Source organism: Mycobacterium sp. NGS66 (genome assembly GCF_059812225.1).
Genome location: NZ_JCALCG010000007.1, coordinates 73,577 through 99,164 on the forward strand (window position 1 = coordinate 73,577; position 25,588 = coordinate 99,164).

Consider the following 25,588-nt stretch of genomic DNA (forward strand, 5'->3'; position numbering starts at 1 on the left):
GATGCCCCGCTTCGAACCACATCCGGCCCGCAGACCCGCGATCGTCGCCGGCGCCTCGTCGGGCATCGGAGCGGCCACCGCCATTGAGCTTGCCGCCCACGGCTTTCCGGTGGCACTGGGCGCGCGCCGGCTGGACAAGTGCCAGGAGATCGCCGAAAAGATCCGCGCGGACGGCGGCGAGGCCATCGCATTGCCGCTCGACGTTACCGACGCGGACTCAGTCAAGGGATTCGTGCACCAGGCCACCGAGCAGCTCGGCGACATCGAGGTGCTCGTCACAGGCGCGGGCGACACTTATTTCGGCCGGTTGCACGAAATCGACACCGAGACTTTCGAATCACAGGTCCAGATCCACCTGATCGGGGCAAACCGATTGGCCACCGCCGTGCTGCCGGGCATGATCGAGCGCCGCCGTGGCGACCTCATCTTCGTCGGCTCCGATGTTGCGCTCCGGCAGCGTCCGCACATGGGCGCCTACGGTGCGGCCAAAGCCGCACTGGTGGCGATGGTTACCAACCTGCAGATGGAGCTCGAGGGCACCGGGGTTCGCGCGTCGATCGTGCACCCGGGACCGACGAAAACCGGGATGGGCTGGAGCCTGCCCCTCGAGTCGATCGCCCCCGCGCTGGAGGACTGGGCCAAGTGGGGTCAGGCGCGCCACAACTATTTTCTGCGGGCATCCGATCTTGCGCGAGCCATCGCGTTCGTCGCCGAGACGCCCAGAGGCGGCTTCGTGGTCAACATGGAGCTCCAGCCCGAGGCGCCCTTGGCCGAAACGAAAGAGCGCCAACAACTGAAAGTCGATGAGAAAGAGCTGAACTCATGACGGTAACAGCTGTCGTGCCACGGGTTTCCGGCGGCGAGGAAGAGCACGGCCACCTCGAGGAATTCCGCACCGATCCCATCGGCCTGATGAAGCGCACCCGCGAGGAGTGCGGGGACGTGGGCTGGTTTCAGCTGGCGGACAAGCACGTGATCCTGCTGTCCGGCGCGGAAGCCAACGAGTTCTTCTTTCGTTCCGCCGACGAGGAACTCGACCAGGCCGAGGCATACCCCTTCATGACGCCGATCTTCGGCAAGGGTGTGGTTTTCGATGCCAGCCCCGAGCGGCGCAAGGAGATGCTGCACAATTCCGCGCTGCGCGGTGAGCACATGAAGGGTCACGCCACCACCATCGAGGGCGAAGTAAAGAAGATGATCGCCGACTGGGGCGACGAGGGCGAGATCGAATTGCTGGACTTCTTTGCCGAATTGACCATCTACACCTCGACGGCGTGCCTGATCGGTCGGAAATTCCGCAACCAGCTCGACTCCCGATTCGCGCACTACTACCACGAGCTGGAGCGCGGCACCGACCCACTGTGTTACGTCGACCCCTACCTGCCGATCGAGAGTTTCCGTCGCCGCGACCAAGCTCGGGTAGAACTGGTGGCGCTGGTCCAGGAAATCATGGACCAACGGATCGCCAACCCGCCCAAGGATAAAGGCGATCGCGACATGCTGGACGTGCTGGTGTCCATCAAAGATGAGAATGGCAACCTTCGGTTCTCCGCCGACGAGATCACCGGCATGTTCATCTCGCTGATGTTCGCCGGGCACCACACCAGCTCGGGTACCTCGGCGTGGACATTGATCGAGCTGATCCGCCACCCCGACGTCTATCTCGAGGTGGTCAAGGAGCTCGACGACCTCTACGCCGACGGCCAAGAGGTGAGTTTCCATGCGCTGCGCCAGATTCCGAAGCTGGAGAACGTGCTCAAGGAGACGCTGCGGCTGCACCCTCCGCTGATCATCCTGATGCGGGTGGCCAAGGGCGAGTTCGAGGTTCAGGGCTTCCCGATCCACGACGGCGACTACGTCGCCGCGTCTCCGGCGATTTCGAACCGTATTCCCGAGGATTTCCCGAACCCCGACGCGTTCGACCCGGATCGCTACGAGAAGCCTCGCCAGGAGGATCTGGTGAACCGGTGGACCTGGATTCCCTTCGGGGCCGGCCGGCATCGATGCGTGGGAGCCGCCTTCGCCCAGATGCAGATCAAAGCCATCTTCTCAGTCCTGTTGCGCGAGTACGAATTCGAGATGGCGCAGCCCGCCGACAGCTATCACAACGACCACTCCAAAATGGTCGTGCAGCTGGCCAAGCCGGCGAAGGTCCGGTATCGCAGGCGCGGTGCGTAAGGATACGGCCAATGAGCTCACAACGATTCACCATCAAGGCGGACCTGGATTTGTGCCAGGGCCACGCCATGTGCGAGCTGGAGGCGCCGGACTACTTCCATGTGCCCAAGCGAGGCAAGGTACAGATCATCGACCCTGACCCGCCGGAGGACGCCCGCGACGAAGTCGAGCGGGCCGTCGAATCATGCCCGACCCAAGCACTATTCATCCAACAGAAAGAGGACTGACAATGGCGTCCCATCCGCGAGACGAACTGGAAGCCTGGGTCGAACGCTGGCTTGAGGCCAACCGAGCGGCCGAACGGTCCGGCGACTGGAAGCCGCTGGCCGATTTCTACGCCCCCGATGCCACCTACGGATGGAACATCGGCCCGAAGGAGGACGTGATGTGCGTCGGCATCGACGAGATCCGCGATATCGCGTTGGGCCTCGAGATGGAGGGCCTGGAGAACTGGCAGTACCCGTATCAGAAGGTCATCATCGACGACAAGCAGGGCGAGATCGTCGGCTTCTGGAAGCAGGTCGCCACCGACGCCGACGGCTCGCAGTCCGAGATCTACGGGATCGGCGGCAGCTGGTTTCGGCTCAACGCCGACGCCAAGATCGAGTGGCAGCGAGACTTCTTCGACTTCGGCCACGTGCAGGCGCTCTACCTGGACTTGATGAAGGCCGGGAAACTCTCCAAGGGCATGCAGAAGCGCATCGAGCGCAGTCTGGCGGGTGAGCGGCTGCCCGGGTACTACCCGCTGGGCAAGGCACCCGTCCCGATCTGGTGAACCGATCGACAGCGACCCAACCAAGCATTTGTTTCGTCGGGCGGTTATGCTGACCGGCAAGAGTGCCATGTGGCACTCGTCACTACCGTGCCCGGCATGATGGGGCCAGGCACTCTTTCAAAGGCGAAATGAGGTCAGGTCCAACGTGAAGACAAAAGGCGCACTGATCTGGGAATTCAACCAGCCGTGGTCCATCGAGGAAATCGAGATCGGCGACCCCGTCAAGGACGAGGTCAAGATCCAGATGGAAGCGGCGGGCATGTGCCACTCCGATCATCACCTGGTTACCGGTGGCATCCCGATGGCGGGCTTTCCGGTGCTCGGCGGGCATGAGGGTGCCGGCATCGTCACCGAAGTTGGACCCGGCGTAGAAGACCTCGCCCCGGGCGACCACGTGGTGCTCTCGTTCATCCCGTCCTGCGGGAGTTGCGCGACGTGCCAGGCGGGCATGCGCAACCTGTGCGACCTGGGGGCCGGGCTGCTTGCCGGCGCGGCGGTGAGCGACGGGACGTTCCGCATCCAGGCCCGCGGCCAGAACGTGTTCCCGATGACGCTGCTGGGGACCTTTTCGCCGTACATGGTCGTGCACCGCAGCTCGGTGGTGAAGATCGACCCGACGGTCCCGTTTGAGGTGGCCGCGCTGGTCGGCTGCGGTGTCACCACCGGCTACGGGTCGGCGGTCCGCACCGCCGACATCAGACCGGGCCAGGACGTGGCGATCGTCGGCGTCGGCGGGGTCGGCATGGCCGCGCTCCAGGGTGCCGTCGCCGCCGGTGCTCGCTACATCTTCGCGATCGACCCGGTCGAGTGGAAGCGCGACCAGGCCCTGAAATTCGGCGCCACCCACGTCTACCCCGACATCAACGCCGCGCTGATGGGGATCATGGAGGTCACCTACGGCTTGATGGCGCACAAAGTGATCGTTACCGTCGGGGAGCTGCATGGCGCCGACATCGACAGCTACCTGAACATCACCGCCAAGGGCGGCACCTGCGTGGCGACCGCCATCGGCAGCCTGCTGGACACCAACGTCACCCTGAACCTGGCAATGCTCACCCTGATGCAGAAAAACTTGCAGGGCACCATCTTCGGCGGCGGCAACCCGCAATACGACATCCCGCAGCTGCTGGCGATGTACAAGGCCGGCAAGCTCAATCTGGACGACATGGTCACCACCCAGTACCGACTCGAGCAGATCAACGAGGGCTATCAGGACATGCTGGACGGCAAGAACATTCGCGGCGTCATCCGGTACACGGACGCCGACCGGTGACGGCAACCGTCGAATCGCCCGCGCTGACCGCATCCCAGTCCTCGTGGCGCTGCGTGCAGGCCCACGATCGGGAGGGCTGGCTGGCGTTGATGGCCGACGACGTCGTCATCGAGGACCCGATCGGCAAGTCGGTCACCAACCCCGACGGCACCGGCGTTCGCGGGAAAGACGCCGTCGCCGGCTTCTACGACAAGACCATCGGGCCTAACCAGCTCACGATCACCTGCGAGGAGACGTTCCCGTCCAGCTCACCGCATGAGATCGCCCATATCCTGGTGCTGCACAGCAAGTTTGCGAATGGCTACAGCAGCGAGGTCCGCGGCGTCTTCACCTATCGCGTCAACGACGCCGGGCTGATCACCAACCTGCGCGGGTACTGGAACCTGGAAATGATGAAGTTCAGCAAGGCGCAGCCGCACAGCTAGCGGCGCGGGCGTCGGCGGCGATGTCGGCGCACCTATGCTTGAGCGCATGCCGTCGATCTTCACCAAGATCATCAACCGTGAACTGCCCGGCCGCTTCGTTTACGAGGACGACGACATCGTCGCCTTTTTGACGATCGAACCCATGACGCAGGGACACACGCTCGTCGTGCCGCGCGCCGAGATCGACCAATGGCAAGACGTCGACAGTGCGACCTTCAACCGCGTCATGGCGGTCAGCCAGCTGATCGGCAAGGCCGTGGTGCGAGCGTTCCGAGCCGAGCGCGCCGGCGTGATCATCGCCGGCCTGGAGGTGCCTCATCTGCATGTTCACGTGTTCCCGACGCGCAGCCTGAGCGACTTCGGTTTCGCCAACGTCGACCGCAATCCGTCGCCGGAATCGTTGGACGAGGCGCAGGCCAAGATCAAGGCGGCCCTGGCTCAACTGACCTGAGGGCCGTTGTCGAGCGTGCACAGATGTACGCAAATTCCCCGCCAAAGGCGTACATCTGCGCACGCTCGCCGCGGCTCACACGTGGGCGGCGACATCGCTGACGCGCGGCATGCTGACCCGGAAACAGCAACCTTCTCCGGGCGCTGTCGTCACGGTGACAACACCGCCGTGCGCGCGCACCAGCGAGTCGACGATCGACAGGCCCAGCCCGGTGCCGCCGCTGGCCCGTGCCCGCGACGAGTCGGTGCGATAGAACCTTTCGAACACCCGCTTCGCGTCTTCTTCGCTCATGCCGGGGCCTTTGTCAGCGACCTCGAGGACGGCGTCGTCGCCGTCGGTGCCCACGCGGACAGTGATCTCGGCGGTCTCCGGCGTGTGTTGGATGGCATTCACAATGAGGTTGCTCAGCACCTGACGCAACCGCGCCTCGTCGCCGAGCACTTCTGGGGTCCCCGGCCCGTCGAGTACCTCCATCGTGATCCCGCGCTTGGGGTCCATCGCCTCCGCGTCGTGCACGGCGTCGCTGGCGAGCGCCAGCAGGTCCACCCGATGGCGTTCAAGCGGGCGCTGCACGTCGAGCCGGGCCAGTAGCAGCAAATCATCGACCAGCAGACCCATTCGGCTGGCTTCGCTTTCGATGCGCGACAGCAACATGGCCACGTCGCGCGCGGCGCCCTGACGATACAACTCGGCGAACCCGCGAATGGTCGTCAACGGGGTGCGCAGCTCGTGGCTGGCGTCGGTGATGAATCGTCGCATCCGCTCCTCGGAGCCACGCGCCTTCTCGGCCGAAGACTCCGAGGACGCCAGCGCTTGCTGAATCTGCGCAAGCATGCCGTTGAGCGCCAACGAAAGTCGGCCCACCTCGGTGCGTGGGTCACGTTCTGGAACCCGGCGATCCAATTGGCCCGCCGCGATCGCCGCGGCGGTCTTTTCGACTTCGGCCAGAGGCCGCAGACTGCGGTGTACCACCGCGTAGCCGACAAGGCCGACCACGATCAGCACCGCCACCCCAATGCCAAGTTGCAGCCAGACCAGTGACCGGACAGTGTGCTGGACGTCGGACAGATCGATCGCCACCGTGGTGAGCCCGTGTGGCCCACGCACCGACACGGCCCGCCATTGAATGTTCGAGCCATTCACAGACGGCAGCGTCGTCGGGACGGGGCCGACGTCATTGCTGGACGGCAGGGCCGGTTCGGCGTTGCGGTCGTTGATGGCCGTGAAGGTGGTGCCATCGACACCGATGCCGCGCACGTAGAACTTCGACGGCGGGCGGCCCGGGTCGGGACCCTCGTAGGGCGGCGCCGACTGCCGCCGCGGGGCTTGCGCCCAACTGCGCGAGGCCTCGAGCAGCGTGGAATCGATGCGGCTGATCAGGCTGTGGCGCAGGATCGAGGTGACCGCGATCCCGGAGGTTGCCAGCCCGCACGCCACCAAGACCAGGGTGCCGGCCACCAGGCCCACCCGCAGCGGCAATCCGCGTCGCTGTTTGGCCATATCCGCCTATCTCGCCGGGTGCGCGCGCGGTTGCTCAGCGCGGCTCACGCAGGACATAACCGACTCCGCGCAACGTGTGCAGCAGCCGCTTTTCCCCGGTATCGATCTTGCGGCGCAGATATGAGACATAGGACTCCACGACATTGACGTCGCCGCCGAAGTCGTAACGCCACACATGGTCGAGAATCTTGGGTTTGCTCAGCACGGTGCCCGCGTTGATCACGAAGTATCGCAGCAGTGTGAATTCGGTAGGCGACAATGAGACCGGTTCACCGGCCTTCCACACCTCGTGGGTCTCCTCGTCGAGCTCGATGTCGGCGAACGTCAACCGGGCGTTGCGCGGTTGGGTGCTGCCCTTGCCGGCCCGCCGCAAGATCACGCGCAGCCGGGCCACCACCTCTTCGAGGCTGAACGGCTTGGTCACATAATCGTCGCCGCCGAGGGTCAGGCCGGCGATCTTGTCCTGCAGGGAGTCGCGGGCGGTCAGAAACAACGCCGGCGCGTCGATGCCGTCGGCGCGTAGTCGGCGCAGCACCCCGAAGCCGTCCATCCCGGGCATCATCACGTCGAGAATCACCGCGTCCGGGCGGGCTTCACGAGCTCGATCCAGAGCCTGGGCGCCGTTGGTCGCCGTGTGGACTTCAAACCCCTGGAATTTGAGGCTCACCGAGAGCAGTTCGACGATGTTGTCCTCGTCGTCGACGACCAGGACCCGAGCCTCCGGCGTGGATTCGCGTTGGGTTGCTGCAGTCATGAGGTCAGTTCTCTCGCATTTAGTTGAACGGTACCTTCACAATGGTTGTGTAATTGCTGTGAGGTCGGTACCAACGGTCTGACAGTATTCTGCCAGTCCTCATTGTGTCCGCTTGGCGCCTTCCTGCGCTATTCAGGCGCACCGCGCATACACTTCGCAGCATGAATCTGGGCAAAAGCATCGTGGCTCTTGCGACTGCTCCGGCGCGAATCGGAATCGCCACCACCGAGGCGAGCCTGAACCTCGCACGGGCGGGCCTCGGCCTGGCCAAGCAGGCGCTGGGTGACAACGGCGGCAGCGGCTCGCATGCGATGGCCAACATGCTCGGGATCGACGACGCGCTGGCGCGGGCTAACCGGCTGGCCAGATTGCTCGACGACGACATGCCCCTGGGACGCGCCGTCGCCCCCGACGGGCCGATGGACCGGTTGCTTCGTCCGGGCGGTCTGGTCGACCTGGTGACGGCTTCCGGCGGATTGCTTGACCGTCTGACCGCAGAAGGCGGGAGTCTGCAACGGGCGCTTCAGCCCGGCGGGCTGGCCGACCGGCTGCTGGCCGAGGACGGGATGATCGAACGCCTGCTCGCCGAGGATGGGGTGGCCGAACGGTTGCTGGCCGAAGGCGGACTGGTCGATCAGCTGACGTCGAAGAACGGACCGCTGGAGCAGCTCACCGACCTCGCCGACACCCTAGCCCGACTGGCACCCGGGATGGAGGCGCTGGAGCCTGCCATCGCCACCCTGCAAGACGCGGTCACCGCGCTCACCCTGGTGGTCAACCCGCTGAGCAATATCGCCGAACGCATCCCGTTGCCCCGGCGCCCACCGCGGCGCCCGTCGACGCGGCCGGTGCGTTCGCAACGCATCATCGACAGCGACGAGTGAGCAGCTCGGCTGGCACCGTTTCACACTCGCCGGTGTCGAGCCATGCCTCCAGGAGCGAACGTCGACGGTGTGACCGCTGACATGCATTGGTGCAGAACACCTTTGGCCGAAGCCCTCAAAATCGACTCCGCACCTAAGACAGGTCATTGACATAGGACGACGCTATCCCCCAGCGCCGACAGGAATGGAGCCGCGTGAGAGACTCGAACTCTCGACATCCGCTTTACAAGAGCGACGCTCTACCAACTGAGCTAACGCGGCCGGGGCCGGCTCGATGAGCCATGACGATTCTACGACGAGGGTGCTGCCGTCGTAGCTGCGCGCCGAGTCGACCCGCGGAGATGCAAGCCGGCCGCGGTCGGTTCATCCGATCGGTGGACGCTGACGGAAGGAACAGCTTGGTGAGCGAAGGTCGTCAGTTCCGCTGACAGGGGGCTCCACGCTGTCGATCGGCTGGCGGCAGTGCGGATAGCGGAACTGGATCAGCTCAAAAAAGCGGAAGGGAAATGGCCGTCATCGCTCGGCCTCTCGACCTGGCGTGGCGTCGAATGCCGACGTCTGAACCGGTTTTTGCATATGAGCCCGCACAGCTTGACGGCTTGCTACTCTGCAGTGGCGCATGGTCTGTCCACGGCTCAGGGGGATGGCTCTTCTATGAAGATCTACGACCGCATCCGCTCGAAAGAGCAGTTCCAAGAATACGTCGAAGCGGGAATCCCCGTCGTGATTGAGGGCGTCGTAGAGACTTGGAAAGCATTCAAGTTGTGGGATCTCGATTACCTCAAAGACGTATTCAAAGATCGTGAGCCGTTTCAGCTCGGAGGATTTACGTTCACGTTCGCACAATTCGCCGATCAATTGGCGTCCAGCGAGAATCCTCAATTGTTCCTGCCCCAGCTCGGTATTGGTCCGAATCATGGGTCCGCGTCGGTAACAGAGCTAGCTGCGGACGTGGAGTATCCCGACCTGCTCGACGCATCCAACTTCGACGAAGTCAACATCTGGATAGGTCAGGGCACGACGTCTACGCATTTCGACATATACGACAACCTTTTATGCGTGATCCGCGGACAGAAATTCGTCCGCCTCTACGAACCGAAGTGGTTCCCGAACATGCATGTTGACCAAGGTCAATGGAGTCAAGCTTTTGCTCCGGGAGCGGATCGATCGTCATTTCCGGGCGCATCAGAAGTACCGCCGCCACACGAGATCACGCTCCAGGAGGGCGAGATCCTCTATATTCCGCCATTCTGGTTTCACGAAGTCAGCGTCCCGTCCGGCTTCGCGATCGCGCTCAATTATTGGTACCACCAGCAGCACGGCATCACGAGCAGCGGCGCACTCGGACGCGTCGAGAACTTGATTTATGTGATCCTGCTCGACGAAGTTCTGGACTTGAACCCCGCCGAGCGAAAGTACATCGCCAGGAGACTCGTCGACGTCGCACAGCAGTTGGAACAACGTCCCGACGTAAAGCGCCCGCACAGGTCATGGTCCTCGCGAGGCGTTAAATCTCCCTATCGCTACTAGAGGTCGTGCGTTCGATCCTGCGAGGCCATCTTGGACCCGCGACGTCGTTTCGATTGCGCATAGGTACCAGGTTTTTTCACAGTTTCGGAGCCGAGGTTGATACTGCGTTCAGGGTGCAGAAGTACGAGTGGACCGGACCCTCAGCGCAGAGTCAACCCCAGGCGACCTACTGGCCGAGTACGGGCGGCAGACCATCGCGGATGCCCTTCAGATCACCCTGGATCCGCTGCAGATCGCGTTCGATGGCTTCCAGATCCGGAAGAGCAGACTGTACGCCCGGCCGCACCGGCTCCAAACTCGCAGATTCATACTGCGGGCAGTAGGAGACGACGGCACCGGCCGTGAACTTGGCGCTTTGATCGGCGTCCCAGATCGACGACCCCTGCACGAAGCGGACGGCCTCCGCGAAATTGGTTTGGTGGGCGAGGAAATCGCACACCGCATGCCCGTGGGTCGTGACGTATTCCTGGCTGGGAACTGGGACGCCGTCCTGCTTCAACACGTTGATGAACGCCGTGTCGATGATGTAAGACGGTGCGGGTCGCGCCGTGGTACCGGCCGAGTCGTGCGGCCCAGCCGGGTTAGCTGGCGCAGCTGACGGGGGCGACGCCTGCGCCTGCTGCGCTTCCGCCGGTTGTGTTGGAGTTGATCTGTGCATCCAGAACATCACCACTAACGCGGCGGCGACGGCGAGCAGAGACAACGGCAACGCCGCGCCCGGCAGATAGCGCAGCAGCAGACTCTTGCGTTTCTTAGGGGCGATGCGGCCGGTCTCCCCCGGCACGACCGCTTCGGTTTCGGGCAACTCCACAAGATGGCCCAGCCGCTCATCGAGCAGTGCGTCGACCTCTCGGGACGAGAGTTGCATGCCCTGCTCACGGCGGCGCTGAGCGATGAGCCGCAATTCCGAGTCGATCGTCTCCCGATCGCGCATATCAGTCAGTTTGAGGCTGCCACGACGATGTTGACAAGTGCCGGTAACCACCGTGCCCGGGCCGGCATAACCGAAAGGTACTAAATCAACGTGAAGTTCCGCCGTCGGCGTCCCGGCAGCCGGAAGCGAGTCGGTCCGGCTAGCGTACGGAAACGTGACGACCGCACCCTATGGCTCTTGGCCCACACCGTTCACGTCTGCGTCGGTGGTAGCCGGCGCGGTACGCCTCGGAGAGCTGATCCTCGACGGCGCCGACGTCCTGTGGGCAGAGGGCAGGCCCACCGAGGGCGGCCGCACCCAGCTGGTACGCCGTGGCCCCGGCGGCAGTTCGACCGATCTGCTCCCCGACGGGTACAACGCGCGCACCGCCGTCCATGAATACGGGGGCGGCGCGTGGTGGGCCCGCGACGGCGTCGTGTGGTTCGCCAACTGGGCCGACCAACGCCTTTATCGGCTGGCACCCGGCGAAGCACCGGTGCCGCTCACCCCAGAGCCCGTGACCCCACGGGCCGATCGGTTCGCCGACGGCGACCTCGCCCCGGACGGCGGTTCGATCGTCTGCGTGCGCGAGCGTCATCGCGGGTCGTCGGCCACCGAGGTCGACAACGAGATCGTCCGGCTCGATGCGCACACCCCATCCGAACCGGAGATGTTGGTCACCGGCTCCGATTTCGTTGCGGCGCCGCGACTCTCGCCGGACGGCGCCACCTTGGCGTGGCTGCGCTGGAACCATCCGTCGATGCCGTGGGACTCCACCGAGCTCGTCATCCGCGACCTGGCGACGGGCAGCGAGCTGGTGATCGCGGGCGGGCCGGAGGAGTCGGTGCTCGAACCCCGGTGGGATGCCGACAATGCTCTTTGGTTCCTGTCCGACCGCACCAACTGGTGGAACCTGTACAGCTGGGCTGCGGGCAGCGGTATCACGGCCGTCGTGCAGAGCGACGCCGAAATCGGTTTCCCGCCATGGCAATTCGGATCTACGCGGTATGCGATGCTCGCCGATGGGTCGGTGGTGTTCGCATGGACGCGCGACGGATACGACAGGCTTGCCCGCCGCGCTCCGGACGGCACGGTCACCGATCTGGACACGCCGTTCTCCCGGTTCACGGCGCTGCGCGCGGCCACCGACGACACGCTGCTCGTCGTCGCGGGGTCACCGACCCAAGAGCCCGGGGTGCATCGCCTCGATCCCAACGGCACCGTCGTCGAGACGCTGCGGGCCCCACGCAACCTCGAGGTAAACCCCCGGTTTATCTCGGTGCCCGAGCACATCAGCTTCCCGACTGGCGGCGGCCGTGCAGCGCACGCGCTGTTCTACCCGCCCGCGCACGCAGACCTGGCCGGGCCGGAAACCGAGCTACCACCGTTGATCGTGGAGATCCACGGCGGTCCGACGGGTTCGGCGTCGCCGGTATTCTCGACGGCCGTGCAGTACTGGACGAGTCGCGGATTCGCCGTTGTCGACGTCAACTACCGCGGCTCCACGGGCTACGGTCGCGCGTTCCGCGAGGAGCTTGTCGAAAACTGGGGGATCGTCGACGTCTCCGACTGCCTCGCCGCCGCCCGGCACCTCGCGAGCATGGGACGCGTCGACGCGGAACGTCTCACCATCCGTGGCGGCTCGGCGGGCGGATTCACCACGCTCGCGGCGCTGGCCCGCGACGACACGCCGTTCGCGTTGGGAGCCAACCACTTCGGCGTCGCAGACCTCGAAGCGCTGGCCCGCGACACCCACAAGTTCGAGAGCCGGTATCTCGACCGGCTGGTCGGCCCCTACCCGGCGGCCCGGGAGCGCTACGTCGCGCGGTCACCAATCCACCATGTCGACCGGCTCACCCGTCCGCTGATCGTGTTGCAGGGCAGCGAGGATCCGATCGTGCCGCCTGCGCAGAGCGAAACCATTGTCAACGCCCTGCGCGCGCGGCACGTCCCCGTCGCCTACCTGCTCTTCGAGGGTGAACAGCACGGCTTCCGGCGCGCGGAGAACATCCGTCGGGCGCTCGACGCCGAACTTTCTTTCTACGCACAGGTTTTCGGCTTCGCCCTGCCCGAAGGTGAAGACATCGAGCCGGTGACGGTCAAAAACCTGTGACGCGCAGAGAATTACAAATACAGTCGACCTTCGCCCTTTTCCTCTATGCCCTCGGCGGCCGGGCGGGCTGTCGCGTCGGCACTACCGGCAGCAAGCCCTGGGGCCGGCGAGGTATCGCCTGAGGTGGCCGCCGCCGGCGAAGACATTGCAGTTGCCTTCCCGATCGGCCGGTGGATTGCCGCAGGGGTTTCGCTGACCTCGCATACCCCGACGCCATGTACTCGCGCCAGCCGAAGAAATACCTCTCTGGCGTGCTCTTCTTTGGACCACCTGAATGCCGTTGACGGTGGCTTTGCATTGTTCTCTGGTGAACCCACCGGCCTTCGTTTTCGGCTTGGTACTTCTTGATGCCTTCGGACTCGGGGCTTCTGACAGCAATCTGGGACCTTGGCGGCGCAGCAGCCGCGGCTCATCCGATGAAGACGGGCAACCGCGCCCACCCGCGCACGCTCGAGGTGTGTGCCCGTTCGGCGTTGTCGTAGTCGACGTCCCATTCCGGCCATCGTTTGAGGACCTCCTCGAAGGCCACCCGAGCTTCCATTCGCGCCAGCGCCGAGCCGAGGCAGAAGTGCAAACCCTGCCCGAAGCTGAGGTGGCTGCCTTGACGATGGATGTCGAAGCGGTCGGGATCTGAGAACCTCCGGTGGTCGCGATTGGCAGATCCGTCGAGCAGCAACATGAACGAGCCTTCCGGAACGACGCGGCCGTAGTGCTCGGCGTCTCGTGCGACGTAGCGGGCCTGTACCGGCGAGGGTGGTTCGTAGCGCAATGTCTCCTCGACCGCACCGGGAATCAGGGACGGGTCGGCGACGAGTTCGCGTCGCTGATCCGGATGATCGGACAGCAGTTGTCCCATGAAACCGATTAGCCGGGCGGTGGTCTCGTTGCCGGCGCCGGCGATCATGGCGGTGTAGGCCAGCACCTCGGTACGCGACAGCGGCCTTCGCGTACCGTCGGGTTCCTCGATCTCGGCCTGCAGCAGATCTGTCATCAGATCATCGGACGGATGGTTCGCTCGCCATTCGATGTACTCCGCGAACAGAAGTATGGTGTCCTGGAACAGGTTTGGGTTGACCTCGCCGAGCTTGCGTGCCTTGTCCATTTCGATGAAGGACCCGTTGCAGTCACGGATGTTCTCCTGATCCGCTTCCGGGATGCCCAGCAGATAGCCGATGGTGCGCATCGGCATCATCGCTCCCAGGTCCGCGATGAAATCGAAACCGCCGGCACCGATGAGCGGATCCAGCTCGCGCACACAGAATCCCCGCACCAGAGATTCGACGGCAAGCATGCGCCGCGGCGTGAAGACCCGGGACAGCAGCCGGCGGTGCAAATCGTGCAGCGGCGGATCCTCGAACAGCAGAATGCCCGGCGGCACTTCGATGTTGTTGAACAAGATGTCAGCGGTGGTCCCGCGACCGGATCGGTAGGTTTCCCAGTTCGGCAGCTCGCGCGCCACGTCCTCGTAGCGACTCAGCGCATAGAAGTTGAACTTTTCGTTGTAATACAGCGGCGCTTCTTCGCGCATGCGCTTCCACACCGGGTACGGATTGTCGTCGATGTCGAAATCAAAAGGGTCGTAATATAATTCGATCGCACTGGTCTCGGTCAATCTCACGTCCTCTCACTCGTTGCGGTGCAGGAAGCCGTGCAGGGTCGCCTGGACGAGTTCGTCGACGATCGCCTCCCTCAACGGCTGCCCGGGTCCGAAGAACGTCGAGCGCAGCGCGGCCATGCCGGCGATCATCGCCACCGTCGAGTGGGCCGGCAGGTCCGGTTGCCCCGACTGCAACCCGCGCATCTTCATGCCCTCGGCGCTGATCTGGCCGAGCACCGTGAGCGCACTCCTGATGTCGGCGATGCCGGTCTCGATCACTTCGTCGTCGCTGAGCGCCTCCGAGGCCATCAGCGTCATCAGCAGCCCCTGGTGTTGCACCAGCACGTCGTAAAGCTGCCCGACGAAATGCCGGGCCAATTCCTCCTCGCCGGTCTCCTCGGGAATCACCGCTTGCCAGGTCCGTCCGAATTCGTCGACGAAGTTGATGAACGGCAAAACGAGGGCCTCCCGGAACAGCGCCGCCTTGGAGCCGAAATTGCGGAACAGCAGATGTTCGGTGACGCCGGCCGCCTGCGCGATCTCACGCGTCGTGGTGCTGCGATAGTCCTTGCGGGCAAACAGGTTTCGAGCTGCGTCCAGCAGCAGTCGGCGCGGCTCGCCACGGGGCCGGCGCACAGCCGGGGGCTGCGGCCGGGCTCTGCTCTGCACCGAAGGTCGCTGGGGCACCGTTCACTCCTCAAACTGGCTTTAAGATAGTATGCACTATCTTACGAACGTCGAAGGGACTGCAGACGTGGGCGCCGTGATCATGCTTGGCACGCTGTTCGGTCTGATCGCGCTGGTATTCGGCCTGGTTCTGCGCTACGACCCCGAAGCGCGCCGCGCTCCGAAGCAGGAGCGCGACGGATGACGCCCCTGCTGAAGGCGGGCGTTGCGTTCGCGTACGTCGGCGGCATCTCGTTCATCGCAATCGGCGTGTATCTGAGCTACCGGCAGCGCCGCCTGCACCCGTTGCTGCTGCTGTGCATCTCGGCGGTCTCGTTCTCCTGGATCGAGGCGCCCTACGACTGGGCGATGTATGCGCAGTTCCCGCCCGCGCTCCCCCGCATGCCGTCATGGTGGCCGTTGAACATGACGTGGGGTGGGCTGCCGTCGTCCGTGCCCATCGGTTACATCGCCTACTTCGTGTTGCCCGCCATCATCGGCGCCGCACTTGGGCGTCGGGTGAGCGCGAAGTTCCACTGGCGCAGGCCGATCACCCTACTCACCGTCGGACTTGTCGTCGGCTTCTGCTGGGCCTTGTTCTTCAACGCGGTCCTGGGGGCGCGGCTCGGCATCTTCCACTACGGCTACGTGATACCCGGCCTGGCGATATTCGAGGGCACGCCGCACCAATACCCGCTCTACGACTCGCTCGCCATGGGTGTGCAGATGATGGTCTTCACCTATCTGCTGGGCCGCACCGATGCCGAAGGCCGAAACGTCATCGAGATGTGGGCCGACAAGAGATCGAGCAGCCGCCTGCAGGCATCGATGCTGTCCATCATTGCGGTTGTGGTCGTCGGAAATGTACTCTACGGCGCGGTTTTCGCGCCGCATCTGGTCACGAAGCTGGGCGGTTGGGTGACCTCGGGTCCCACGACGCAGCACTTCCCGGGCGTGCCGAACCAGCCCCGCTAAGCTACTCCCGCCCGGCCGACACCCAGCTGAGGTCCGCGAAGCGATCACCGGCGACCGCCGAGCCCGCCGCGTCCAGCGCCGCCATTTGTTCGGCGGTGAGGGTCAGCGCCAGCGAGCCGATGTTCTCGTCGACCCGTGCCGCGCGCCGGGTCCCGGGAATGGGCACGGAGCGCACGCCGAACGCTTCGCCACGCTGCCGCAGCCAAGCCAACGCGACCTGCGCGCCCGTCGCTCCTTGCTGCTCGGCGACCGACATGACCACATCCACGACGGCGAGGTTGGCGTCCAGCGTGCCGTCGGCGAACCGTGGCATGGTCCGCCGGAAATCACCCGGCGATAGGTCGGCGCCAGAACGGACGGTTCCGGTCAAAAAGCCCCGTCCCAGCGGTGAATACGGCACGAAGCCCACACCCAGTTCGGCCGCGGCCGGCACCACCTTGCGTTCCACGTCGCGGCTCCAGATCGACCACTCGCTTTGCACGGCACAGATCGGGTGCACCGCAACGGCGTCTCGCAACTCGTCGGCGGTCACCTCGGACAATCCCAGGTGACGCACCTTGCCGGCGGCCACCAGTTCGGCCATGGCGCCGACGGTCTCTTCGATCGGCACCTTCGGGTCGTGGCGGTGCAGGTAGTACAGGTCGACGACATCGGTGTTCAGCCGACGCAGGCTGTCGTCGATGCACCGCCGGACATAGGGTGCATCGCCGCGCAGCGGTGTTCCACCGGCCGTGCGGTCCCTGGGATTGCCGGCGATGCCGAATTTCGTTGCAAGAGTTACCTCGTCACGGCGATCCTGCAGCAGCTTGGCGATGAGCCGTTCGTTCTCACCGCCGCCGTAGATGTCGGCGGTATCGATGAAGTTGACACCGACATCGAGGCAATGGTGAAGGGTCGCAAGGGATTCGGAGTATTCGACTGCGCCGTAGATCGACGTCAGTGACATCGCACCAAACCCGATCGCGCTGACTTGCAGCCCGTCACCGAGTTCCACGGTGGGAATCGGGACGGTCATGGGTGCGCCCGTTGCTCCCTAGTACAGGGGGACCCAGACGCCGAAGAGCCAGTAACCCCAACCCCCGTACTGCCAGTTGAAGACCGGTAAGACGGTGAAGTTGTTGTAGTTGAACGGCGAGAAATAGCGGCGCCCGTAATCCACGTCGCGTGGCGGCCCGCTCCACGGGCGGTTCCACCCGCCGGGAGGCGGCGGGCCGTCCCACCCGCCCGGAGGTGGCGGGCCTTCCCAGAAGGGCGGCTTACGACCGGGAGCGGGACCGTCGTTCCAGTACCAGACTCGCTGCGGCGGCGGAGGCGGCGCTCCCTGGCCGACGATGTTGAAGCTGATGTTGATCGGGCCGCCGATTTGAGCGCTGGCCCTTGTCGTTGCCCGCGGGATGAACGGCTGATGCGGAGGTTGAGTGCTCGGCGGGTTGAGCACCACCGTTATACCCGGAGAGGGCGTCGTCGACGACGTGCCCGCCGGCGTGGTTTGTCCGGTCGACGGAGTCGACGACGGCGTGGTCGACGAACTCGCAGCCGGCGTAGACGACGGCGTCGAGGAAGGCGTGGAGGACGGCGTGGTCGACGAACTCGCAGCCGGGCTGGACGACGGGGTCGCGGAAGGCGTGCTCGACGGCGTCGACGCCGGCGCGCTCGAGGGTGTCGACGCGGGCGCACTTGACGGCGTCGAGGCAGGCGCGCTCGAGGGTGCCTGCGACGGCGTCGACGCGGGTGCCTTCGATGGCGTCGAGGCTGGACCGGTCGGACCGGTCGGACCGGTCGGACCGGTCGGCGGCTTGGTTGGCCCAGGTGGTTGCGTGGGCGTCGGGTCGGAATAGGCCAATCCTGCGTCGAGCATCACGGCCGACAAGCTGATACCCACCGCTAGCGCCGCCGCGGCGACGACACGATTCCTTGACATAGCTCGTCCCCTCTTTCGGCCCGCGCTACGGGCAGGTCACGGTCATTTCGAACGGCTTGGACACCGGCTTGGGGTCATTCGGGTTGGTGATGTCGCTACCGCTCGCGGTGCCCTTGATCGCGTAGGTCTTGTCCTTGCGTTCGGCTCCCGCTTTATCGTTCTGGCCTGGTGCGGCGTCCGAGAAGCCCAGCGTGACGCCGTTGATATTGCCCAGTCCGACGGCATGCACGATCGGCGGATTGGCGTTGCTGACCACCGCGCCGACTCCGCTGGACGGATCGCCGATGCCGATCTTGATGTTGTCGCCGTCTGGAGTGCAGGTGACCTGACCGGTGATGTTTTGCCGCTGACCGTCGACAATGATCTGCGGCCCGGCCGGAGCCGGCGGAGCCGACGAACTCGACGCGCCCGTCTCCGACTTCTTGTTCGAACAGCCGACACAACCCGCAACCACGACGGCTGCGGCGGTTACGCCGACGACGATGCCACGCTTCACCACTGCTCTCCTTCGTGTCGCTAGGTCTCGTTACTCTATTTATTTCCCGGTGGCCAGGGCAATACGGCCGACCACTTTCGATCGGCCAAGGCAACGAGACACCCGCGAAGGCATGTACCCAACCGCTTGGTTTGCTAACCGCCGGCCATTGTCATGCTTGGTCATGCTCAGCTCTTTGATGACTATCTGCATGGGCGGCGAGTAATAGGAGATCCCCCGCGATGCCGCCTTAGATGGCGAGGGGCTCCCGGATGCGAACCTCGTCGCGGGCCGGTTCGAACACGCCGAATGATACGAACTGCCGATGCACTCTTTGGCGCCAACCAGTTGTGACAAGGGAGTCCAGACCGACTGCCCGCCGGCGACTCTGGCGGCAATGACGTCCAAGTCGAACCGCGGACGCCATCCAAGCTCCTGTCGAGCCCACCCAATATCGTTCTGGTGGTGAGCTTTCGGGGTCTGCAAGGATTTGGCGGTGGCATGCTGATGCCCTCAATCCAGATGAAGTCGTCTACGGCTCAACGCTATTCAATGTCAACCACAACACGGCCGCGTCCGTCGGCGCGGCGGTGATTTCGGTGATTCTGACCAGCCGGTTGCACGGCAACGACTTGTCGCACGCCGATGCGGGGGTGTTCGTAATCGTCATCATCATGGTGGCCGCCACCGCTATTCCGGCAAATATTGCCACCCGCCGCGGTAGCACTGCCCGAGATCGGTATCGGTCGTTGGACCAGGATCGCATTCCTTCTGACGAGGGCCTATAGTCAGCGAAATATGTGCATGCCGCAGGAGGCGAAACAATGACGTTGGCCACCGACCATCAGGTACCGCTACGCCACACGGACCGGTTCTTCATCAACGGCCAATGGGTCAAGCCGAGTTCGGACACGGCGATCCACGTCTTCGACTCGAGTACCGAGGAACTGTACTTCCGGGTTCCGGAGGCTCAGGCCGCCGACATGGATTCGGCCATCGCAGCCGCCAAGCACGCCTTCGACCGCGGTCCATGGCCACGCATGACGCATGCCGAGCGCGCCGGTTACCTACGCTCGATCGCGGCCCAACTCGAAGCCCGGACCGCCGACTACGGCCAGATGTGGCCCCGCGAGTCCGGCACCCTGTTCTCGATGGCGAAGTACTCGGCCATCGGCGATGCCGGGGTCTTCAAGTTCTACGCCGACCTCGCCGCTGAATATCCCTTCGAAGAACCATTTCAGCCTCCCGCAACGGGATTGGCGCGTGGCGGATTCGGTCTACTGGTCCGCGAGCCGGTGGGTGTGGTAGGCGCAATCGTCCCGTGGAATGCGCCGCTGACACTCATCGTCAACAAAGCGGCTCCGGCGCTGCTGGCCGGCTGCACGCTGATCATCAAGGTCTCGCCCGAAGCGCCCGGCGCCGGTTACCTGATGGCCGAGATCGCCGAAGACATCGGCCTGCCGCCCGGGGTGCTGAATGTCGTGACCGCCGACCGCGAAGTCTCCGAATTGCTGGTCCGCGATCACCGCGTCGACAAGATCGCCTTCACCGGATCCACCGCAGCGGGACGCAAAATCGGGTCGATCTGCGGTGAGCGGGTCGCGCGGTGCACTCTCGAACTCGGTGGCAAGTCCGCGGCTGTGATCCTCGACGATGCGGACATCGAGACCGCAGCAGCGACGCTCGCCCGTGCGGAGTGCCTGATGTCGGGCCAGGTTTGCGCATCGCTCACCAGGATTGTGGTACCGCGCAGCCGGCACGACGAATTCGCCGAAGCGCTTGCTGCCGAATTCTCGGCGGTCCAAGTCGGCGACCCGTTCGACGGCGCGACCCAAATGGGTCCGCTCGCAATGGAACGTCAGCGTGATCGCGTCGAGGGCTACATCGCCAAAGGCATTGAAGAGGGAGCCACCCTGGTCACCGGCGGCGGCCGGCCCAAGCATCTCAAGCGCGGCTACTACATCGAGCCGACGGTGTTCGCCAATGTGGACAACCGGCAAGTCATCGCCCAGGAGGAGATCTTCGGCCCAGTGCTCAGCGTGATACCGGCCGACGACGACGGCCAGGCGATCGATATCGCCAATGACACGATCTATGGCCTCAACGCTGCGGTGTTCACCCCGGACACCGCTCGGGCCCGGGCGGTGGCGGCCGAACTGCGCTCAGGAACGGTGGGCCACAACAACTTCCGCATGGACATGAGTACGGCGTTCGGTGGATTCAAGCAATCGGGCATCGGACGCGAGGGCGGCCGGGAAGGATTGTTGCCCTACCTGGAGACCAAGACTGTGCTGCTCGACGAAGCACCCTGACTCGGCGCGTCCAGCGTGGACTTGATGAACGCTGATTCGCGGTTGGCGTAGCGCAACGCCACATTCGGAGCCAGAAGACCATGCAATCGGTGACGGATTTGACGCAGGAACTCCGGCTGGCTACGACCATGACAGGCGGAGTCAGCCTGGCCATCTGGATGGCCGGGGTTGCGCGGGAGATCAATCTGTTGGCGCAGGCGTCCCAATGGCGCAGGCGGGGCGGTCCATTTCCGACCGACAACCCACTCCCGACCGCGTCCGCCGAGTCGCTGCGGCTCTACGCCGAACTCATCGACCTGCTCGACACCGTCGTGGACGTCGACGTCTTATCGGGAACGAGTGCCGGCGGCATCGGCGCGGCTCTGCTCGCCTCGTCGCGAGCCACCGGTTCTGACCTCGGTGGCCTGCGCGACCTTTGGCTCGACCTCGGAGCTCTCACCGACCTGCTGCGCGACCCGGCAGACAAGAACACACCGTCCCTTTTGTACGGCGACGAGCGCATGTATGCCGCGCTGGCGCAGCAGATCCCACAACTCGGGCCCGGACCGTTCCCACCCCCGGCGGATGCTTTGCCCTCCACCACCCTGTATGTCACCACGACGCTGCTGACCGGCGAGACGAGCAGGTTCACCGACTCCTACGGCACGCTCGTTCAGGATGTGGACCGGCGGGGGATCTTCACCTTCACCGAAACCGATCTCGCCAACAACGACAATTCAGCCGCCCTGGCTTTGGCCGCACGCAGCTCGGCGTCGTTCCCGCTGGCTTTCGAGCCTTCGTTCCTGCCCTTCACCAGCGGCACGCCCAGGAAAGGAGCCGTACCGGCTCGACCACCGATGGCGCCCTACGCCAACATCACTCGCCCGCATTGGGCCGCCGACGGCGGCCTGCTGGACAACCAACCCATCGACGTGCTCCTCCAGCGCATCTTCGACCGTCGAGCCCGACGGGCGGTCCGCCGGGTGCTGCTGTTCGTCGTGCCGTCGGCCGGACCCGCTCCGGACGTTACGCAGCAGGCTCCGCAGGACGACGTCAACGAGCCACTCGGGCTGGTCGGCGGGGTGCTCAAGGACCTGGCCGCGGTCACGACGCAATCGATCGCCGCGGACCTGCGCGCGATCCGGGCTCATCAGGACCGGATGGAAGCGCGCACTGACACCAAACTGCACCTCGCAGAGCTGGGGGCGACGGCGGGATCGCGACTGCTGAACGCGTCGCTGCTGGCGGACTACCGGAAGCGCGAGGCCACCAGGCGCGCTCACGCCCTCACCGCCACGTTGTTACGCCAGCTGAGCACGTGGCTGCCGACGTCGGACGGGTCGAACGAAGGCATTCCAAGACACTGGCAATCCGAGTTGGCGATCGGGGGTGATGCCGAGCGGGTGTGTCGTCGACGAATCACCGACTCCATCCAGCAGCACTGGCCGCAATCAATTCCGGAGACTACGGCCGAGCTTGCTCGATTCGGCCGACCGTCGTACGACCTCGCGAAGGCATGTGCCATTGCCGTCGCGCGGGCGGCATACCAGCTCGTCACATCCGCGGACCACATGAGCGCGCTGGCCAAACTCACCGAAGATATCCATGCGGCATGCCCAAAGCCCGCGCCGCTCGATCTGGCCGTGCTGGTCCACGAGGTATGCACCGATGACCAGGTGCGGAACGGGTCGCTCGAGAATGCAGCCACCACACTCGCCGAGCGCTACCTCGCCAAGCGTCAGGTACCGGAAAGCGCGTGGGACGGACTGGGCGCAGCACTGGTGAACTGCGGCGCGACCATGACGACACTGGCCGGCAACCAACCCGGTCCGCTGCTGACCTACCTCAGATACCTCGAACCGCTCCGCGAGCCGCAGGTCGTGGCGCGAAAGTTGTTCGACCTCGCCACTACCCAGCGGGCCATGCTCCCGGCCGAGGCAGACATCGAGCAGCCCCTCGAACTCGTCCAAGTGAGTGCCGATACGCGCAGTCTGCTCGCACCCGACTGGAAGACGGCCCAGGACAAGCTCACCGGCATGCAGTTCCACCATTTCGGCGCCTTCTACAAACGGTCGTGGCGAGCCAACGACTGGATGTGGGGCCGCCTCGACGGGGCAGGCTGGCTCGTTCACGTGGTGCTCGACCCACGCCGGGTGCACTGGATCGTCCAGACGCACGCCGCTGAATACCAGAACACCGGCGAGACGCAACCCGCGGCGCGTTGGTTTCTCGGGAAGCTGAAAGCACTTGGGAACCTTGACTTTCCATCCTCAGGCAGTCTGACTGAAGCGGCGCTGCTGAATGAGCTCGGATTCCTGGATGATTCGGGGCAGACATTGCCGCCCAGTATCCCGCTGACCGCGCTGTGGCTGGCACAGGCCTGGCAGCGACGGATCCTTGACGACGAGCTCGACGGACTGGCCAAGGCGGTCGTCGACCCGCAGCCGGGAAAGCGGCCGGACTGGAGCCCGACAAAATCCCTAAGCTGGGCCGAGCAAGTCCTGGCCACGCCCGAGGGAGCTGCGAAGTACCGGCTGTTGAATTCCAATCCCGTTGCCCGTGAGACATTTTCGACCGACAAGGGCTCGCCGCTGATGGCGCGAACCGTCACCAAAGCCGCCGCGACAGCATCGTCGGCGGCCGGCTCCATCCGACAGCTCCCCGGTGTGTTGAAGCCCGCCCTGATCACTCTGCGAACCCTGACACTCGCCGGATACCGTGTGGTGTCGTTGACCAAGGGTGTGGCCAAGTCGACGATCATCGCCGGCGCGGTGCTCCTGGTTCTGGGTGCTGCGGCCGCGATTCAATGCGAAGGACATCTCGGCGCGGTCGGACTGCTCGTCGCCGCGGTCGGGGGCTACCTGGTCGTCTTGGGAACCTGGCAGCGTTCCAGCAGAACGCTTTTCGCACTGCTGGCTTTCACGCTTGTCGGCGCGGTACTCGCGCTCGCGACACCTTGGGTACGCAGCCAGCTGTTCGGCACCGACCAGGATCATCCCGGCCTGGTCGGCACGCATGTTTACTGGGTCGGCACCCAGTGGTGGCATCCGCTGATCGTCGTCGGGGCGATCGTGTTGGCTCTCTGTTTGGCTGCGGTCGCCAATCCACGCCGAAAGTGACTGCGCGCCAAGGCCGCGGCGACGCAGTTAGCCGTGCACCGCAGCGCGGACGGTGCCGGTCCAGTGCGAACTGGTCGGGTAGGCGCTAAGTTCACCAGAACACCCAGCAGAATTCGAATACAACACGATTCAGCGGAGATACAGATGTCCACAAGCTCACCACGAACGATTGTGATCACCGGTGCGAGTGACGGCATCGGTGCCGTAGCCGCACGAGCCCTGGCGGGCCCCTCGGTCGACCTAGTTGTCGTCGGCCGGTCTGCCCAGAAACTCGCAGCGGTTGCCGCCGACGCCGGGGCCACCGCACTGACCGCCGACTTCGCACGCCTAGACGACGTCCGCGCACTCGCCGAACAGATCCGTGAGCATGCCGGCAAGATCGACGTTCTGATGAACAACGCAGGCGGCACATTCGCGCCGAGGCTGCGCACGCCCGACGGCCACGAACCCAATTTCCAGATCAACCACCTGGCGCCGTTCCTGCTCACCAACCTGCTGCACGACCGGCTCGCCGCGGCCGATAGCGCACTCGTGCTGAACACCGCGAGCGTCGCGAATCTCTTTGGCCGGGTCGACCTGAGCGACCTGGACTATCACCGGCGCCACGCATTCGAGACGCGTGCGTACGCATCAAGCAAACTCATGAACATCCTATTCACCCGCGGCATCGCCAAACGGTGGTCCGACGACGGAATCGTCTCGGCCGCAGTGCATCCCGGTCCCGCCGCGTCGAGCTTCGGTAGAGACTCACGCTTCGTCGGCCTGCTGTATCGCACTCCGCTGCGCCACCTCGCAACGATCACACCCGAGCAGGGAGCCGCGCCGCTGATCGCGCTGGCTGAACGTGGCGCCGACCCCGCTATCAACGGCGTCTACTTCCACCGCCACCGCGCGCGAGGGCCCGAGGCCCGGCAAGCCCACGACCCAGCGCTGATCGACGGATTATGGACCATCTCGGCCGATCTCGTCGGACTCGACTAAGCGATCCAGCGTGTTTTGACCAGACGTCATCCCCGAAGGCCGAGCGGCCCTGCATCACATGGGCCAGGCAGTCTCGGGTGCGTAACAGACGGGCGCAGCCGGGGGTAGCGGGCGTCGTTCGCCGGTCGATATCGCGTCGATGATCAGCGCCACGTAGCGTCGCCACCCTTCGCTGCTCAACTCCATCGTCCAGAGCACGCTGTGCAGCATCGCGATGATGCGTGGTAGGTCGTCGGCAACCAGGTCGGCACGAATCAAGCCGGCTTGCTGGGCCCGGCGGGCAAGTTCGTCTAGCGCCTCGTCCAGCGATGTCGAGATGTCGGGAGTCAGTGATCCGGACCGGTACGCGGCAGTCAACAGATTGTGCTCGCGGGCGGCCAGCGATATGGCGGCTGCGATCAATTGGGCCAGGCCGTGCAACGGGTCGGTACTGCGCAGTGCGTCCTCGATCGCCGGGGTGAGATCCTCGGCGATGCTCTGATCCAGAGCGGCGCGGACCAGGTCGCCCTTCGTCGGGAACCGGCGGTACAGCGTTCGTTCCGCGACACCCGCGCGACGGGCGACGGCCTCGACGGGTGCCTCGGCGCCCGAGTCGGCATACACGGCGCGCGCCGCACGCAGGATGCGTTGGACGTTGCGCGCCGCGTCGGCTCGCAACGGCCGGTCGGCAACAGCTGACACCGTGCCAGGCTAACTGACGGTTGACGGGCCGTCAGGGAGGTTCTACGCTCGTCTAATTGACAGCTACCTGACATTTAATGGGAAAT

General features: G+C 64.7%; 24 protein-coding genes and 1 tRNA gene. 15 read left to right on the top strand and 10 right to left on the bottom strand.

The window, feature by feature from the left end; genetic code table 11:
• The first annotated feature begins 1 nt into the window (after position 1).
• The 7 genes from AC5Y2L_RS15045 to AC5Y2L_RS15075 all read left to right on the top strand — a co-directional run bounded on the left by AC5Y2L_RS15045 (position 2) and on the right by AC5Y2L_RS15075 (position 5,102).
• A complete protein-coding gene (locus tag AC5Y2L_RS15045; protein ID WP_499935161.1) occupies positions 2-826 on the top strand; it encodes an SDR family oxidoreductase in 825 nt (274 codons plus the stop codon).
• Entirely contained in the window at positions 823-2,178 is a 1,356-nt protein-coding gene (gene cyp51 / locus AC5Y2L_RS15050; RefSeq protein WP_499935163.1) for a lanosterol 14-alpha demethylase, read from the top strand. The genes AC5Y2L_RS15045 and cyp51 overlap by 4 nt, the downstream gene beginning before the upstream one ends.
• 11 nt (positions 2,179-2,189) lie before the next feature.
• On the top strand, positions 2,190-2,405 hold the full coding sequence (locus AC5Y2L_RS15055; RefSeq protein WP_499935164.1) for a ferredoxin: 216 nt from the start codon (positions 2,190-2,192) through the stop codon (positions 2,403-2,405).
• Positions 2,406-2,407: 2 nt separating this feature from the next.
• Complete coding sequence (locus tag AC5Y2L_RS15060) at positions 2,408-2,953, top strand: nuclear transport factor 2-like protein (RefSeq protein ID WP_499935165.1); 546 nt, start codon at positions 2,408-2,410, stop codon at positions 2,951-2,953.
• A 145-nt stretch (positions 2,954-3,098) separates the two neighbouring features.
• Positions 3,099-4,226, top strand: coding sequence for an NDMA-dependent alcohol dehydrogenase (locus AC5Y2L_RS15065; protein WP_499935167.1), 1,128 nt, complete (start codon positions 3,099-3,101; stop codon positions 4,224-4,226).
• Positions 4,223-4,651: a nuclear transport factor 2 family protein gene (locus AC5Y2L_RS15070; RefSeq protein WP_499935168.1), complete on the top strand. Its 429-nt coding sequence runs from the start codon at positions 4,223-4,225 to the stop codon at positions 4,649-4,651. The genes AC5Y2L_RS15065 and AC5Y2L_RS15070 overlap by 4 nt, the downstream gene beginning before the upstream one ends.
• A gap of 46 nt (positions 4,652-4,697) precedes the next feature.
• Positions 4,698-5,102, top strand: a complete 405-nt coding sequence (locus AC5Y2L_RS15075) for an HIT family protein (protein WP_499935170.1) — start codon at positions 4,698-4,700, stop codon at positions 5,100-5,102.
• Positions 5,103-5,177: 75 nt separating this feature from the next.
• On the opposite strand, the gene AC5Y2L_RS15080 is transcribed toward AC5Y2L_RS15075, so the two are convergent.
• Both AC5Y2L_RS15080 and phoP read right to left on the bottom strand, forming a co-directional pair.
• On the bottom strand, positions 5,178-6,602 hold the full coding sequence (locus AC5Y2L_RS15080; protein ID WP_499935171.1) for a sensor histidine kinase: 1,425 nt from the start codon (positions 6,600-6,602) through the stop codon (positions 5,178-5,180).
• A 34-nt stretch (positions 6,603-6,636) separates the two neighbouring features.
• On the bottom strand, positions 6,637-7,356 hold the full coding sequence (gene phoP, locus AC5Y2L_RS15085; RefSeq protein ID WP_499935172.1) for a two-component system response regulator PhoP: 720 nt from the start codon (positions 7,354-7,356) through the stop codon (positions 6,637-6,639).
• Between the two features lie 161 nt (positions 7,357-7,517).
• Between phoP and AC5Y2L_RS15090 the strand changes: the two genes are divergently transcribed.
• Positions 7,518-8,240, top strand: coding sequence for a hypothetical protein (locus AC5Y2L_RS15090; RefSeq protein ID WP_499935174.1), 723 nt, complete (start codon positions 7,518-7,520; stop codon positions 8,238-8,240).
• Positions 8,241-8,425: 185 nt separating this feature from the next.
• Here AC5Y2L_RS15090 and AC5Y2L_RS15095 read toward each other — a convergent pair.
• Positions 8,426-8,501, bottom strand: a tRNA-Thr gene (locus tag AC5Y2L_RS15095).
• A gap of 201 nt (positions 8,502-8,702) precedes the next feature.
• On the opposite strand from AC5Y2L_RS15095, the gene AC5Y2L_RS15100 reads away from it, so the two are divergent.
• Positions 8,703-9,770 (top strand): cupin-like domain-containing protein, encoded by a 1,068-nt coding sequence (locus AC5Y2L_RS15100; protein ID WP_499935175.1) that lies wholly within the window; start codon positions 8,703-8,705, stop codon positions 9,768-9,770.
• A 166-nt stretch (positions 9,771-9,936) separates the two neighbouring features.
• On the opposite strand, the gene AC5Y2L_RS15105 is transcribed toward AC5Y2L_RS15100, so the two are convergent.
• The gene (locus tag AC5Y2L_RS15105; protein ID WP_499935176.1) at positions 9,937-10,704 is read right to left on the bottom strand and encodes a DUF732 domain-containing protein; all 768 of its coding nucleotides are present in this window, start codon (positions 10,702-10,704) and stop codon (positions 9,937-9,939) included.
• Positions 10,705-10,858: 154 nt separating this feature from the next.
• Here AC5Y2L_RS15105 and AC5Y2L_RS15110 point away from each other — a divergent pair, with 154 nt between their 5' ends.
• Positions 10,859-12,796, top strand: coding sequence for a prolyl oligopeptidase family serine peptidase (locus AC5Y2L_RS15110; RefSeq protein WP_499935177.1), 1,938 nt, complete (start codon positions 10,859-10,861; stop codon positions 12,794-12,796).
• A 409-nt stretch (positions 12,797-13,205) separates the two neighbouring features.
• On the opposite strand, the gene AC5Y2L_RS15115 is transcribed toward AC5Y2L_RS15110, so the two are convergent.
• On the bottom strand, positions 13,206-14,408 hold the full coding sequence (locus AC5Y2L_RS15115; protein WP_499944096.1) for a cytochrome P450: 1,203 nt from the start codon (positions 14,406-14,408) through the stop codon (positions 13,206-13,208).
• Between the two features lie 12 nt (positions 14,409-14,420).
• On the bottom strand, positions 14,421-15,080 hold the full coding sequence (locus AC5Y2L_RS15120) for a TetR/AcrR family transcriptional regulator (protein WP_499935180.1): 660 nt from the start codon (positions 15,078-15,080) through the stop codon (positions 14,421-14,423).
• Positions 15,081-15,260: 180 nt separating this feature from the next.
• Between AC5Y2L_RS15120 and AC5Y2L_RS15125 the strand changes: the two genes are divergently transcribed.
• The gene (locus AC5Y2L_RS15125) at positions 15,261-16,034 is read left to right on the top strand and encodes a spirocyclase AveC family protein (protein ID WP_499935181.1); all 774 of its coding nucleotides are present in this window, start codon (positions 15,261-15,263) and stop codon (positions 16,032-16,034) included.
• 1 nt (position 16,035) lies between these two features.
• Here AC5Y2L_RS15125 and AC5Y2L_RS15130 read toward each other — a convergent pair whose 3' ends face one another.
• The 3 genes from AC5Y2L_RS15130 to AC5Y2L_RS15140 are packed head-to-tail and all read right to left on the bottom strand — an operon-like array spanning position 16,036 to position 18,451.
• Positions 16,036-17,049, bottom strand: coding sequence for an aldo/keto reductase (locus tag AC5Y2L_RS15130; RefSeq protein WP_499935183.1), 1,014 nt, complete (start codon positions 17,047-17,049; stop codon positions 16,036-16,038).
• A gap of 18 nt (positions 17,050-17,067) precedes the next feature.
• Entirely contained in the window at positions 17,068-17,955 is an 888-nt protein-coding gene (locus tag AC5Y2L_RS15135; RefSeq protein WP_499935184.1) for an MAP_0585 family protein, read from the bottom strand.
• A gap of 25 nt (positions 17,956-17,980) precedes the next feature.
• On the bottom strand, positions 17,981-18,451 hold the full coding sequence (locus AC5Y2L_RS15140; protein WP_499935185.1) for a lipoprotein LpqH: 471 nt from the start codon (positions 18,449-18,451) through the stop codon (positions 17,981-17,983).
• Between the two features lie 578 nt (positions 18,452-19,029).
• On the opposite strand from AC5Y2L_RS15140, the gene AC5Y2L_RS15145 reads away from it, so the two are divergent.
• The 4 genes from AC5Y2L_RS15145 to AC5Y2L_RS15160 all read left to right on the top strand — a co-directional run bounded on the left by AC5Y2L_RS15145 (position 19,030) and on the right by AC5Y2L_RS15160 (position 24,821).
• Positions 19,030-19,218, top strand: a complete 189-nt coding sequence (locus tag AC5Y2L_RS15145; protein ID WP_499935186.1) for a hypothetical protein — start codon at positions 19,030-19,032, stop codon at positions 19,216-19,218.
• A gap of 36 nt (positions 19,219-19,254) precedes the next feature.
• Positions 19,255-20,742: an aldehyde dehydrogenase gene (locus AC5Y2L_RS15150; RefSeq protein ID WP_499935188.1), complete on the top strand. Its 1,488-nt coding sequence runs from the start codon at positions 19,255-19,257 to the stop codon at positions 20,740-20,742.
• 80 nt (positions 20,743-20,822) lie between these two features.
• Entirely contained in the window at positions 20,823-23,840 is a 3,018-nt protein-coding gene (locus AC5Y2L_RS15155; RefSeq protein WP_499935189.1) for a patatin-like protein, read from the top strand.
• Positions 23,841-23,984: 144 nt separating this feature from the next.
• Positions 23,985-24,821, top strand: a complete 837-nt coding sequence (locus AC5Y2L_RS15160; RefSeq protein ID WP_499935190.1) for an SDR family NAD(P)-dependent oxidoreductase — start codon at positions 23,985-23,987, stop codon at positions 24,819-24,821.
• 54 nt (positions 24,822-24,875) lie between these two features.
• Here AC5Y2L_RS15160 and AC5Y2L_RS15165 read toward each other — a convergent pair whose 3' ends face one another.
• The gene (locus tag AC5Y2L_RS15165) at positions 24,876-25,502 is read right to left on the bottom strand and encodes a TetR/AcrR family transcriptional regulator (RefSeq protein ID WP_499935192.1); all 627 of its coding nucleotides are present in this window, start codon (positions 25,500-25,502) and stop codon (positions 24,876-24,878) included.
• Positions 25,503-25,588: the final 86 nt, after the last annotated feature.